This is a genomic window from Streptomyces sp. URMC 127, assembly GCF_051386535.1.
Classification (GTDB): Bacteria; Actinomycetota; Actinomycetes; order Streptomycetales; family Streptomycetaceae; genus Streptomyces.
The window spans coordinates 1-11591 of sequence record NZ_JBPQTW010000214.1 but is presented as its reverse complement, the minus strand read 5'-3'; the positions used below and the strand labels follow the sequence as shown (position 1 = coordinate 11591).

15 protein-coding genes are annotated in these 11591 nt (G+C 72.7%); 8 read left to right on the top strand and 7 right to left on the bottom strand.

All coding sequences use genetic code 11. From position 1 onward, the window contains the following. Positions 1–20: 20 nt before the first annotated feature. Positions 21–467 carry a rhodanese-like domain-containing protein gene (locus ACSNOH_RS29005; RefSeq protein ID WP_436724408.1) on the top strand — a complete coding sequence of 149 codons (447 nt, stop codon included), beginning with the start codon at positions 21–23 and terminating at the stop codon, positions 465–467. A gap of 93 nt (positions 468–560) precedes the next feature. On the opposite strand, the gene ACSNOH_RS29000 is transcribed toward ACSNOH_RS29005, so the two are convergent. From ACSNOH_RS29000 to ACSNOH_RS28990, 3 genes are all read right to left on the bottom strand, one after another. Beyond that, positions 561–1094, bottom strand: coding sequence for a hypothetical protein (locus ACSNOH_RS29000; RefSeq protein WP_436724407.1), 534 nt, complete (start codon positions 1092–1094; stop codon positions 561–563). Between the two features lie 209 nt (positions 1095–1303). Next, complete coding sequence (locus ACSNOH_RS28995) at positions 1304–1828, bottom strand: MepB family protein (protein WP_436724406.1); 525 nt, start codon at positions 1826–1828, stop codon at positions 1304–1306. Between the two features lie 92 nt (positions 1829–1920). Then, on the bottom strand, positions 1921–3297 hold the full coding sequence (locus ACSNOH_RS28990; RefSeq protein WP_436724405.1) for a serine hydrolase domain-containing protein: 1377 nt from the start codon (positions 3295–3297) through the stop codon (positions 1921–1923). A 103-nt stretch (positions 3298–3400) separates the two neighbouring features. On the opposite strand from ACSNOH_RS28990, the gene ACSNOH_RS28985 reads away from it, so the two are divergent. Then, on the top strand, positions 3401–4069 hold the full coding sequence (locus ACSNOH_RS28985) for a TetR/AcrR family transcriptional regulator C-terminal domain-containing protein (protein ID WP_436724404.1): 669 nt from the start codon (positions 3401–3403) through the stop codon (positions 4067–4069). A gap of 39 nt (positions 4070–4108) precedes the next feature. Here the strand turns inward: ACSNOH_RS28985 and ACSNOH_RS28980 are convergent, their stop codons facing one another. Continuing rightward, positions 4109–4741 (bottom strand): alpha-ketoglutarate-dependent dioxygenase AlkB, encoded by a 633-nt coding sequence (locus tag ACSNOH_RS28980; protein ID WP_436724403.1) that lies wholly within the window; start codon positions 4739–4741, stop codon positions 4109–4111. Between the two features lie 72 nt (positions 4742–4813). Further along, the gene (locus ACSNOH_RS28975) at positions 4814–5809 is read right to left on the bottom strand and encodes an oxidoreductase (protein ID WP_436724402.1); all 996 of its coding nucleotides are present in this window, start codon (positions 5807–5809) and stop codon (positions 4814–4816) included. A gap of 48 nt (positions 5810–5857) precedes the next feature. Here ACSNOH_RS28975 and ACSNOH_RS28970 point away from each other — a divergent pair, with 48 nt between their 5' ends. Both ACSNOH_RS28970 and ACSNOH_RS28965 read left to right on the top strand, forming a co-directional pair. Continuing rightward, complete coding sequence (locus tag ACSNOH_RS28970) at positions 5858–6868, top strand: DUF5937 family protein (RefSeq protein ID WP_436724401.1); 1011 nt, start codon at positions 5858–5860, stop codon at positions 6866–6868. 154 nt (positions 6869–7022) lie between these two features. Further along, the gene (locus ACSNOH_RS28965; protein WP_436724400.1) at positions 7023–7586 is read left to right on the top strand and encodes a hemerythrin domain-containing protein; all 564 of its coding nucleotides are present in this window, start codon (positions 7023–7025) and stop codon (positions 7584–7586) included. 54 nt (positions 7587–7640) lie between these two features. Here the strand turns inward: ACSNOH_RS28965 and ACSNOH_RS28960 are convergent, their stop codons facing one another. Beyond that, positions 7641–8177, bottom strand: coding sequence for a hypothetical protein (locus ACSNOH_RS28960; protein WP_436724399.1), 537 nt, complete (start codon positions 8175–8177; stop codon positions 7641–7643). A 294-nt stretch (positions 8178–8471) separates the two neighbouring features. Between ACSNOH_RS28960 and ACSNOH_RS28955 the strand changes: the two genes are divergently transcribed. The 3 genes from ACSNOH_RS28955 to ACSNOH_RS28945 all read left to right on the top strand — a co-directional run bounded on the left by ACSNOH_RS28955 (position 8472) and on the right by ACSNOH_RS28945 (position 10365). After that, entirely contained in the window at positions 8472–9077 is a 606-nt protein-coding gene (locus ACSNOH_RS28955; RefSeq protein ID WP_436724398.1) for a DUF2243 domain-containing protein, read from the top strand. Next, positions 9077–9952 (top strand): cytochrome c oxidase assembly protein, encoded by an 876-nt coding sequence (locus ACSNOH_RS28950; protein WP_436724397.1) that lies wholly within the window; start codon positions 9077–9079, stop codon positions 9950–9952. Before ACSNOH_RS28955 ends, ACSNOH_RS28950 begins: the two co-directional genes overlap by 1 nt. A 128-nt stretch (positions 9953–10080) precedes the next feature. Then, complete coding sequence (locus tag ACSNOH_RS28945; protein ID WP_436724396.1) at positions 10081–10365, top strand: hypothetical protein; 285 nt, start codon at positions 10081–10083, stop codon at positions 10363–10365. Between the two features lie 37 nt (positions 10366–10402). On the opposite strand, the gene ACSNOH_RS28940 is transcribed toward ACSNOH_RS28945, so the two are convergent. After that, positions 10403–10654 (bottom strand): DUF5133 domain-containing protein, encoded by a 252-nt coding sequence (locus ACSNOH_RS28940; protein WP_436724395.1) that lies wholly within the window; start codon positions 10652–10654, stop codon positions 10403–10405. Positions 10655–11066: 412 nt separating this feature from the next. Between ACSNOH_RS28940 and ACSNOH_RS28935 the strand changes: the two genes are divergently transcribed. Then, positions 11067–11591: ATP-binding protein (locus tag ACSNOH_RS28935; protein WP_436724394.1), on the top strand; the 525-nt coding region annotated here is incomplete at its 3' end.

The window sequence follows — 11591 nt, the reverse complement described above, 5'->3', positions numbered from 1 at the left end:
AAGAGACAGCCTCCGCCGTCCTGAGCGTGCCCGCCGCCCGCCCGGACGAGGCCGCCGCCCACTTCGCCGCGCGCCTGTCCTTCGAGGCGGACGTCTCCGACGTGCACGCCGATCTGGCCTCCGGCGCGCCCGGCGTGGTCGTGGTCGACTCCCGCAGCGACGCCGCCTGGGCGCAGGGGCACATCCCCGGTGCCCTCCACATCCCCACGGCGAAGATCGCCGAGCTGGCACCCGTCCTGATCGACCCGTCCATGACGGTGGTCACCTACTGCTGGGGCCCCGGGTGCAACGGCGCCACCCGCGCCGCGCTCGCGTTCGCCCGCCTGGGGTACCACGTCAAGGAGATGATCGGCGGTTTCGAGTACTGGGTGCGCGAAGGCTTCGCCTTCGACTCCGCCCGCGGCAGCGAGCGGCGGCCCGTCGACGACCTGACCGCCCCGCGCTCGGGCATCGCCTGCGCCTGCTGAGACCGCGGAGACGGACGCGGGCCGGCCGGGCCGGCGGCACGGCGGCCGGCCCGGCCGGTCGCCGCGGACCGTCAGCGAAACATCAGCGGAACGTCAGCCGAAACAGCCGGGGGTCTGGTTGAACCCGGCGCAGCGCCACTTCCCCCACCAGTAGCAGCCTTCGCCACTGACGGTCAGGCACTTGTTGTCGCCGTAGATGCCCACGGTGAGCTTGCCCCAGACCACTCCGAGGCTCTTCTCCCAGCTGATGCTGTTCATCTTGGGGTTGAGGTTGAAGCCCTCGGACCAGATCACCTTGCCGGAGAGCTTGATGCCCGCCTCCGCGCGCGCGACCCAGTTCTCGCCGCCGGAGAACTCGATGCCCCCGTAGACGCTGACGGGGCCGATGACCCTGATCTCCCAGGGGTCCCACTTGTCCGCCTCGCCGGATAGGCTCCGCATGACCTCGGGAGGCGTCACTCCTTGGTCCTCGAAGCGCTGCGCCTCGGCGATGTAGTGCTGCTTCAGCCCCTCGGCCGTCGTCGTGCCGGACTCGCCGTCCTGCTTGTGCTCGTTGACGGCCTTGGCCAGCTGCTCCCAGACGCCGGGATCGATGCCTTGCAGCCCTGCTGCGGGATCCGTCGCCATGTCCCTTCATCCCCTTCCGACGGGCACCTGCCATGTCGTGGCGGCCGCGAACCTGAGCGGCGGACGGCCTCACCACGCGTCTGCCCGTGGGGCATGCACCGACCCTCATGGCCTACCGATTCACAAGAAAGTGTGGAGATTCGCTTTTCCGTCCGGAGCGCGCGCTTCCGTCCCTGCCCCCGCAGGACGCGCGGGGCGCGGCCGTGCGGCTACGGGTGGTAGAGGGCGCGGGCGCGCGCCAGGTCGACGGACCCGTCCTCCGGGAGGGGGAGGAAGTAGTTCACCTGCCACGCCTGCGTGCTGTTCGCCTGGCGATTGGGCGCGGTCACCCACGGCGGGTAGACGCGAAAGCCCCTCTTCCCGCCCTTGCCGTTCCGGGACACGATGCCGCGGTCACACAGCACCTCCCGGGGGAAGACGAACTGTCCGAAGTGACCGCTGTCGCGGCTGCTGATCACGAAGAGGTCGATCCCGTCCTCCGCGTCGAAGGGCCGGATCGGGCCTTCCGCCGATCGTTGCCACACGGTCACGAACTGACCCGCTTTGGTCGGGGTCGTCTTGGCCACGCGGAACACGACCGGCTGCCCGTCGAGCGCGAACCGATGGGCCGCGTACTCGGCACTCTCCGGTTCGGCCACCGGCCGGGAGCACACGAAGCCGCTCGGGTCGTACACCGCAGTCTTCGCGGCCAGCAGGTCAGTGTGGAGCCCTGACCAGGGCTGATACGTCGTCATCCGCACATCCTGTCATCCGGTGCCGGGCCGGATGAAGGCCGGATGAAAGCCGTACGGAGGCTGGACGGAGGCCGGATGGAGGCAGTGCGAACTCAGCTGGGAAGCGAGGTCCGGCCGAAGAGCCGGCCGGCCAGGTCGACGCCCGTCACGGCCCCGTTCGCGTCGCGGCTGAAGAAACCGCGCTGCCCCTTCAGGCCGCCCTCGGTGATGATGTACTCGTCGCCGTCGCCGGGCAGGAAGCCCATGGCGGCGGCCGCGTAGTCCGGGGGCATCTCGGTGTCGGAGGCGGCGCGGATCTCCGGCTTGATCCCGACCGCGAGGGTGAGCCGGTCGCCGTCGGTGGCGATGTCCAGGTTCATCGCGTCGATCTCGTAGCGGCCGGCGACCTCGCGGGCGCGCGCCTCGTCGTACGGGAGCGGCTCGGGGTCCCGCTCGGCCACGCCCAGGTAGTGCTCAAGGGCCCAGCGGAGCACGGACTGGTTGCAGGGGTAGCCCTCGGGACCGGCGTTGGAGAGTGCGACGACGGCGAAGTTCCGCTCGGGCACGATGAGCAGTTCGGCGAACTGGCCGTTGCCGGAGCCGCCGTGGCCGATCGTCCGGACGCCGTCCACCTCCCGCAGGAACCAGCAGATCCCGAAGCCGTCGCCGAGCGTGCTGGAGCGCAGCTCGACGGTCTGCTCCCGCATCCGGTGCAGCGCCTCGGCGGGCAGCACTCCACCGCCGTCGCCGAGCTGGAACCGTGCCCAGCGCAGCAGGTCGGCGACCGAGGAGACGGCGCCGCCACCGGGGTTGTTGCCGCGGGTGCCGGGCCGGAAGCCCTTCCAGGGCCGGGCGGCCTTGAGCGCCCCGTTCTCGTCGCGGTTGTGCCCGGTGGCGAACCGGCGGAGGACCACGTCGTCCAGGTCGAAGACGGTGTCCGGCAGCCCGGCCGGCTCCAGGACCAGCTCGGTCACGGCGTTCTCGAAGCTCAGCCCGGTCACCTTCTCGATGACCCGTCCGAGCAGGTTGTAGCCGGCCTGGCTGTACGAGGCGCGGGCGCCGGGCTCGGCGATGACCGGCAGGTCCGCCATCCGGGCGACGAACGCCGCGAGCGAGCCGTCGCCCTGGCCGTCCTCGATCAGGTTCCAGTCCAGTCCGGCGGTGTGGTTGAGCAGGTTCAGCACGGTGATCCGCTCCGCCGCCGCCTCGTCGGCGAGCTTCAGCTCGGGCACGTAGCGGCGCACCGGTGCGTCCAGCTCGACCCGGCCCTCGGCGGCCAGCCGCATCAGCGCGGTCGCGGTGAAGGTCTTGGTCACCGAGGCCAGATGGAAGAGCGTGTGCTCGTCCACCGGGAGCGGGTGGGCCAGGCTGGTGACGCCGTGGGAGGCGTAGACCTCCTGGCCGTCCATCAGGATGCCGACGGCGAGGCCGGGGACGTCGAACTCCTTGGCCGTTCCGGCGACGAACGCGGACAGCTGTTCCTGCGGCATGAGCTTCCCTCTCACGAGTTGAACTAAGTACAAGTAGAACCGTAGGGCGCTCTTGAACAATGTGCAAGTGCAGTCATGAACTAAGTTCAACTAGGCTGTCGGCATGCCCAGGAACACCCTCACCCCCGACCAGATCATTCGCGCGGCCACCGACCTCCTGGACGAGGAGGGGCTGGACGGCCTCAACATGCGCAGCCTCGGCAACCGGCTCGGCTCGGCCGCCACCGCGATCTACTGGCACATCAAGACCAAGGACGAACTGGTCCGGCTCGCCGGCGACGCGATCTGGGACGAGGTCACGCTGCCCGACCTGTCCGCGACCGGCTGGCGGACGGCCGCCGCGGACATGGCCACCGGCATGCACGCCATGCTCACCCGGCACCCCTGGTACGGCCAGGCCGCCGGCAGCTACCTGCTCTACGGTGCGGGCAAGTCCCGCTTCGACGACCACAGCCTCGCCCTGTACGAGCAGGCGGGCTTCACCGGTGCGGAGGCGGACCAGGCCGCCGCCACGGTCTTCGTCTTCGTGCTCGGCAGCGCCCTCGGGCCGGCGTCCGAGGTCTCGCTCACCCGGCGGCTCAACCGCAGCGGTGCGGACGCCCGGCAAGTGCTGGCCGACACCATGGAGCGGGCCGCCGAGGCCGCCGCCCCCTTCCCCCACCTGCGCAAGCGTTTGGGCACCACGGGGTACGGCGACGCCCCCGGCGGCAGCTTCGCCTTCGGGCTGCAGTCCATCCTGGACGGCTTCGAGGCCCGGCTCGCCGGACGCTGACGGAATCCGCCTGCCGCCTGGGCCGTGGAGCCCGCGGCGTCAGCCCACGCCCAGTGGGCGGAACTGGACGCTGATCCGGGGGCCGACCGGTTTCCTCGTCTTGGGTATGGCGTGGTCCCACGTGCGCTGGCAGGTGCCTCCCATGACGAGCAGATCACCGTGGCCCAGGGGCTGCCGGATACGGGCCGCGCCGCCGCCGCGCGGGCGGAGCACGAGGGGGCGGGGCTCGCCGAGGGCGAGGATCGCCACCATGGTCCGCTCGGTGGCGCCGCGCCCGAGGCGGTCGCCGTGCCAGGCCACGCTGTCGCGGCCGCCGCGGTACAGACACAGCCCCGCCGTCCGGAAGGGCTCTCCCAGCTCCTCGGCATAGTGCGCGCTCAGCGCCTCGCGCGCGGTGGTGAGCACGGGATGCGGCAGCGCGTCCGCCGCGCCGTAGAAGGCGAGCAGCCGGGGAACGGCCACCTCGTTGTCGTACATGTGCCGGCGTTCGGCGCGCCAGGGCACCGCCCCCAGCAGCGCCTCGAAGAGCAGGTCCGAGCCGCCGAGCCAGCCCGGCAGGACGTCGATCCAGGCTCCTTCGGTCAGCTCGGTGCGGCGCGCCTCGGCCAGGGGGCGCCGCAGCGCGATCTCGTCCGCCAGGTCGAACAGCGACCCCTGCAGATGTACGGACATATCTGCATTTTAATGCGCAGCGCAGAGGTGCACGGTCGCCCTACGTAGCGGCCCGAGTGCACCAGCGGTCACTCACACGCCCCGCTGGTGCAGGGAGTCGAGAACGGCGAGGTCGTCCTCGGAGAGGCGCAGCTCGCCGGCGGCCACGTTGGACGCGAGGTGGTCCGGGTCGCCGGTGCCGGGAATGGCGAGCACGTGCGAGCCGCGGTGAAGCGTCCACGCGATCCGTACCTGGGCCGGGCTCGCTCCGTGCGCCCCGGCGACGGCCAGGACCTCCGGGTGTTCGGTGCCGCTCGCCCCGGTCTCCCGGCCGGAGGCGGCGACGGCGTAGAACGGCACGAAGGCGATGCCCTGCTCGCCGCAGCTCCGGACGAAGGCGTCCTGGTCCGGGCGGACGCCTACGCCGTACATGTTCTGCACGCACACCACCGGCGCGATGGCGCGGGCCTCGGTGAGGTGGTCAGGGGTGACGTTGGAGATGCCCAGGTGGCGGATGAGCCCGGCGTCGCGGAGTTCGGCCAGCGCGCCGAACCGCTCGGCTATCGAACCGGTGCCGAGGACGCGCAGGTTCACCACGTCCAGGTGGTCGCGGCCGAGCTGGCGCAGGTTCTCCTCGACCTGGCCGCGCAGTTGTTGCGATGTCGCATGGGGCAGCCACTCCCCCGAGGGGTTGCGCCGCGGGCCCACCTTGGTGGTGATGACCAGGTCCTCCGGATAGGGAGCCAGGGCCCGGTTGATCAACTCGTTGGCCGAGCGCAGGGGCGAGAAGTAGAAGGCGGCGGTGTCGATGTGGTTCACGCCGAGCTCGACCGCGCGGCGCAGCACGCGGATCGCGGTGTCGCGGTCGCGCGGGACGGCGTCGGCGATGAGGGCCTCGCCGGTCTGCGGCAGGCGCATGGCGCCGAAACCGATCCGGTTGACCGTCAGGTCTCCGAGCTGCCAGGTTCCCGCCGCGGGCGCGGCCGTTGTGGTGGTCGTTGGTGCGGTGCTCGTTGCTGCGGTGGTCGTTGCTGCGGTGGTCGTGGTGGTCTCCGCCGCCCGCTCGGCGGTGATCTTCTGTGCTGTCATGCCGGGAATGATCAGCCCGGCGTAGGGTGGCCGCCAATTGTTTCAGGCATGGGTGAATCCGTGGGGGGCGCTGTGGCGGAGCTGGTGTTCTCGGCGAGGGATCTGGCGCAGATGCGGTTCGCCGTTTCCCCCATGTGGGAGGCCGGTACGAGCTTCAAGCTGCTGGCCTCGGGGGCCGCCCATCCCGTGCACCGTCCCTGGGTGGAACAGGTGCGGCCACGGGTGGTGGCCGCCGGGCTGGACCGGGGCTGGCTCGCCGGGCTCGTTCCGCTGTCGGGCTACGTCCCCGACTTCCTCAATCCGGCGCCCCGCGGGCCGGCCCCCGCACTGGAGGCGGAGCTGGAGGACATCAGGGCGGCGGACCCCGGCCGGGTGCGCCGCGACCTCGACCGGCTCGGTCGGGAGCAGGGCGGGCTCGGCGCCCGCGCACGGGCCCTGTACGCCCGGCCGCGGGACCGCCTGGCCCAGGTCGCGGAAGAGATCGAGCACTACTGGGAACTGGCGCTCGCCCCCTACTGGGCGCGGATCCGGACGGTGCTCGACGCCGACGTCTCCCACCGGGCCCGGCAGGCCGCGGAGCGGGGCGCGGCCCATGCCCTCAACGACCTGCACGTGTCGGTGCGCTGGGATGACGACAGGTTGCGGTTGCTCCGCCGGCGTCCGGCCCTCTCCCGGGACACCTCGGGCGGTGGCCTGCTGCTGATTCCCTCGGTCTTCACCGGGCCGGGCCCGCTCACCCGGCTGGCGCCGCCGGACCCGCCGCAGCTGGCCTATCCCGCGCGCGGCTCCGGTTCCCTGTGGGAGTCGCGTCCCGCTGCCGGGACCGGGGCGCTCGCGGCCGTCCTCGGCCGGTCGCGGACCGTGCTGCTGGCCGAGCTGGACGCCCCGGCCTCCACCACCGACCTGTCGCGGCGCACAGGGCTCTCCCCGGCCGGGGTCTCCCAGAACCTCACCGCCCTGCGCAACGCGGGCCTGGTGAGCGCCCACCGGGCCGGCCGCTCGGTGCTGTACGCCCGTACCTCCGTGGCCGAATCCCTCCTGGCCGCCGCCCGGCCGTAGGGGCGGCGGTCCGGACGGCCTCCCGCCGCTCACGCCTTCGAGGGGAGGCCCGCGCGCCTGACCGAATTGCGGGGTCGTACGTGCCACGATCCTCGACGTGCTCGACCACTGACCCGGCACCGATGCCGATCCGGCACGGAAGGAGGACCCGGACATGGGGCACGGAGGGAACGTCATCAATGAACTGAGCGCGGACCACCGCGAGGTGGAAGAGCTCTTCGCGCAGATCGCCGCCCGCCCTGCGGAGGATGCCGAACGGCGGACGCTCGCCGACCGGCTGACCATGGAGCTGGTCCGGCACGCGGTGGCCGAGGAGGAGTACCTGTACCCGGCGGTCCGCCGGTACGTCGACGACGGCGACGACATCGCCGACAAGGAGCTCACGGATCACGGCGAGATCGAGCGGCTGCTGAAGGACCTGGAAGGCCGCGGGCCCGGCGAGCCGCAGTTCGACACGCTCGTCACCCGGCTGAGGTCGGTGGTCACCGAACACGTACGGGACGAGGAGGAGCGCCTCTTCCGGCTCCTGGCCGACTCCTGTCCGGCCGAGTTGCTCGACACCCTGGGCGAGAAGGTGCGCAAGGCCAAGAAGACGGCCCCCACGCGGCCGCATCCCGCCGCCCCGGACACTCCGGGCCTCCTCAAGCTCCTCGCACCCGGCGCCGGCATGGTCGACCGGGTTCGTGACAAGCTCACGGGCCGCGGCAAGCAGCCCTGACCCGGCCGCGCGGCACCGCGCGGCGGCGCGGTCCGGGGGCGCCCGCTCGCCGGCTCAGGCGGCCGGGGCGTGGCCCGGCCGGAGCCGATCGGCCAGCTCGGACGCGTGGAGGCCGGATATCGGAGCAAGCAGGTCCGGGTGACGCAGCAAGGCCGCGGCGCCGCGGTCGAGCTCGTCGGGGCCGGTGATCCGCCGGAAGTCGACGGTCAGCCCATCCGCGTGCTCGCTGCCGGACACTGCCGCCACCGCCGCGCCGGCCAGCGACGGATCGGTCAGCAGACAGGCTGCCCAGCTCGCCACGACCTCGTCCACCCACGTCCGCCAGGCGTCCTCCGGCTCGTCGCCGGCAGGCCGGCCGGCGGAGCAGTCGGCGCCGACTTGCCAGTCGAGCCGGGCAGCACCGCCCGGACCGCTCATCATCACCAGCGCCGCGTCCAGGCTCGTCGGGTAACGCAGCCATGCGGCCACGGTGACGGCCTGGCGGGCCTGCGCCTGGGCGAGGGCGGCACTGACGGCGCCGCCCGGCGAGGGGTAGGCACGCGTCAGCCACTGTGTCGTGGCGGCGATCAGGGGGGTGAGGTCTGCAGACACCGGAGGAACCGTCCGAATACGTAGCAGGTAAGCCGAAAGGCTACCGAGCCGCGGCGTTGCCGCCTATGGCCTGCGTCACGGCGGACGGGCGGCGCGTTCCGCCGCCGCGGCATGGTCATCCGCCACCGCGGGACGGCCCTTACCGGCCAATGCCGCAGCTCGATGTGGCTTCCGCGCACCGCCGGGCACACGTGGTGTCCGGGGCTCAAGGACCCGAAGGGCATCCGGAGGACCCCGTAAGGACCTGTAAGGACCCGTTAAGGACCCGAAGCTCGCAGCGGACGGAGGCACACGATGACTCCCACCGGCGACGACGAAGCCCGGGCGGGCAGGGCGCCGAAGAGCGCACGCAACAGCATCCGGCTGCCGGGAATCGTGCTGGGCGTGGGCCTCGGCGGGTTCGCCGACGGCATCCTGCTGCACCAGCTGCTGCAGTGGCACCACATGCTCACCAGCACCGACGACGACCGGATCGGGCTGAAGTACTACGACCCGCATACGGTCTCCGGCCTGGAGATGAACACCGTGTGGGACGGGGTCTTCCACACCGTCTGCTGGACGGCGGTGCTGCTCGGCCTGGGCATCCTCTACGCCCGTGTCACCCACCACCGGCGCCGGGTGTGGGCCTCGCGGGTCCTGTGGGGCTGGATCCTGGCCGGCTGGGGCTTGTTCAACCTCGTCGAAGGCGCCGTGGACCACCATCTCCTCGGCATCCACCACGTTCACGGCGGCCCCCACCGCACCTGGTGGGACGCGGGCTTCCTCCTCCTGGGTGCGCTCCTGCTCGCCGGCGGTTGGCTCCTCCAGCGCAGCGCCCGGCTCCCCGGCCCCATCGGCCCCCTCGACCCCGACGGCTCCGGCAGCGCCGGGGCCGCGGCCCGGCCCGGCCGGCGCGTCTGATGGGCAGCGCCGTGCACCCCGTCCATGACTCCGGGACGGGCGCTACGGGTCCTCTTCCCGGCTGGCTGCTCGCCGCCGCGGTGCCCGCCGTGCTCGCTCTCGCCTATCTGTGGCTCGTCGCGCGGTCACGGCGCGGTCCTGGCGGCCGGGGATGGAGCGGAGGGCGGGTGGCCGGTTTCCTGACCGGCTGTGTGCTGCTCGCGCTCGCCCTGGTCCCGCCCGTCGCCCCGCTCGCCCACGACGACTTCCGCGGACACATGCTCCAGCACATGCTCATCGGCATGTACGCGCCGCTCGGTCTCGTCCTCGGCGCACCGCTGACGCTCCTCCTGCGCGCTCTGCCCACCGGGCGCGCCCGACGGCTGACCCGTTTCCTGCACAGCCGTGGCCTGCGCCTGCTCGCCAACCCGGCCACCGCCCTGATGCTCAGCACCGGCACCCTCGCGGCCTTGTACTTCACCCCGCTCTACAACATGACCGCGGGCAACCCCGTCCTGCACTGGGCGGTGCACGCCCACTTCCTGCTCTCCGGCTGCCTGTTCGCCTACGTCATCGCCGGTCCCGACCCCGCCCCTGCCCGGCCCGGCGTGCCTGTGCGCCTGGCGGTGCTCGGCGTCGCGGTCGCCGCCCACGCCGCGGTGGCCCAGCTCATGTACGGCGGCTTCCTCATCGACGTGCACGCGCCCGTCCCCGAGGTGCGGGGAGCGGCGGAGATCATGTACTACGGCGGTGACGTCGCCGAACTCCTCCTGGCGGGAGCCCTGGTCGCCACCTGGCGGCCCGTCCGCCGGCACCGGCCCGGAACGTCCGGCGCACGGCGGGTGGCGCGGAGGGCCCCTGCGCGAACGGCAGTTGCGCCCGGTTCCCGCCCCTGACCGGGTACCGATGCGTTCACCGGCCTTCCCGGAGCGCGTACGCCCTGGCGAGGGCCGCCGCCGCGTTCGGCGGGGGCTTCCCGCCGCTTCCGGGACTTCGCCCGCCCGGGCGGCTAGCCTGGCGGACCATGAGCCCGCAGCCCATCCGCCCCGCCCCGAGCCGCTACACCGTCGCCCTCAAGCCCCGGGTCGCCGACGAGGAGAGCCACCCTGACCACGGCTCTCCCCTGCGGACCGCCACCGTCGAGGCCACGGGCGAGGTGGGGGTCTCGGGCTTCCCCCGCTACGAGGGCGAGGGCGTGCAGGCGGAGATCGACCCCGAGACGCAGGCCGTCGAGAAGGTGACGGTGGACGGGGACGCGCTGCCGTACGGCTGGATGGCCGAGGTCACGGGGCAGGGCCCCAGCGCCTGAGGCGGGCCGGCGGCCGGCCCCTCCCGTACGGCCCGTGCTACGCCGGGACCGCTCCGGCACGGTTCCCCGGGGCGCCGGGCGCCTTGCGGCGGGCCCCGTGCGCGAGCTGCTTGCGCGCGGCCGCGACCGCCGATCCGATGTCGCGCGTTCCGGTTGACACGCACATGGTGTAGGTGACGTCCTCCATGCGCCGGCGGACGTCTTCACTCCCCTCACCGGCATTGAGCGCCGTCAGCACCTCGTACTGCTCCAAGAGACCGCTCAGGACCAGGGGGTGAGCCATCAGCATCAGTGAACCTCCTCCGTACGGCAAGTAACTTCCGCAGCGTGGAGCGGATACCCCCCTCCTGGCACTCCATGCCGGGGCCCGCGCATCCGTGCGCTTGCGTATCTGCCGTACGTGCCGTACGTGCCGTACGGGCCCGGGAAGGGCGGGTGAGCGGCGGGGGTCACGGTGCGCAGGGCACGGGCGTGACGTTGCGGGAACGTGGGGGCCGGGTGACCCTGGGGTATCCGGCATTCACGCTGAGGACGCCGGACGAAGTCAGCCGGTGAGGCCGGCCGCCGGCAACGGCCGGCGAGGCAGGCCGGTGCGGGCCGGGCCGAGGGCACGCGCCGGGACCACCTGTTGCCCTTCCGGCAAGGTGAGGCAGAGGACCGCACCCAGCGGTCTCCCTGCGGCGAAGGAGGCAGTCGCGACCATGAACGCCCGAGCCGACCACCGCTACATCCTGCACACCGAGGCCCGGTCGGGGCGGATGCCCCAGGTCGGGCGGATCGTCACCGCCCACCTGCGCTACTGGCAACTGGAGCCGCTGATGCGACCGGTGCGGCTGGGCGTGGGGGAACTCCTGGCCAACGTCCACCGGCACGCGGGCCCCGACAAGAGATGCACCCTGGAACTGCACCGCTCGGGCCGGGAGCTGACGGTCTCCGTGACGGACCGGAACACCGACCTGGAAGCGTTGTTCGGCGTTCGCCCGGCCGGTGCCCCGGGGCGCGGTCTGGCCATGATCGCGGCGCTCAGCGACAGCTGGGGCGTACGGCCGCTGCCCGACGGCAAGACCGTCTGGTTCACCGTCCGCACCCAGTGCCCTCCGGGGCTGCTCCCCCGCCCCCTCGTGCCCCGCATCCGCGCGTCCGCACGAGCGGGGACGGAGGCCGCCCGGGAAGCGGCAGAGGCTCTCCCCGAGCCGCAGCCCCAGCCGCAGCCGCAGCCCCAGCCC

Bases quoted from the DNA above. Each gene is read 5' to 3' on its own strand.
- ACSNOH_RS29000 (WP_436724407.1), bottom strand. From the start codon at position 1,094: ATGGCGACGGATCCCGCAGCAGGGCTGCAAGGCATCGATCCCGGCGTC.
- ACSNOH_RS28995 (WP_436724406.1), bottom strand. From the start codon at position 1,828: ATGACGACGTATCAGCCCTGGTCAGGGCTCCACACTGACCTGCTGGCC.
- ACSNOH_RS28990 (WP_436724405.1), bottom strand. From the start codon at position 3,297: ATGCCGCAGGAACAGCTGTCCGCGTTCGTCGCCGGAACGGCCAAGGAG.
- ACSNOH_RS28985 (WP_436724404.1), top strand. From the start codon at position 3,401: ATGCCCAGGAACACCCTCACCCCCGACCAGATCATTCGCGCGGCCACC.
- ACSNOH_RS28980 (WP_436724403.1), bottom strand. From the start codon at position 4,741: ATGTCCGTACATCTGCAGGGGTCGCTGTTCGACCTGGCGGACGAGATC.
- ACSNOH_RS28975 (WP_436724402.1), bottom strand. From the start codon at position 5,809: ATGACAGCACAGAAGATCACCGCCGAGCGGGCGGCGGAGACCACCACG.
- ACSNOH_RS28970 (WP_436724401.1), top strand. From the start codon at position 5,858: ATGGGTGAATCCGTGGGGGGCGCTGTGGCGGAGCTGGTGTTCTCGGCG.
- ACSNOH_RS28965 (WP_436724400.1), top strand. From the start codon at position 7,023: ATGGGGCACGGAGGGAACGTCATCAATGAACTGAGCGCGGACCACCGC.
- ACSNOH_RS28955 (WP_436724398.1), top strand. From the start codon at position 8,472: ATGACTCCCACCGGCGACGACGAAGCCCGGGCGGGCAGGGCGCCGAAG.
- ACSNOH_RS28950 (WP_436724397.1), top strand. From the start codon at position 9,077: ATGGGCAGCGCCGTGCACCCCGTCCATGACTCCGGGACGGGCGCTACG.
- ACSNOH_RS28945 (WP_436724396.1), top strand. From the start codon at position 10,081: ATGAGCCCGCAGCCCATCCGCCCCGCCCCGAGCCGCTACACCGTCGCC.
- ACSNOH_RS28940 (WP_436724395.1), bottom strand. From the start codon at position 10,654: ATGCTGATGGCTCACCCCCTGGTCCTGAGCGGTCTCTTGGAGCAGTAC.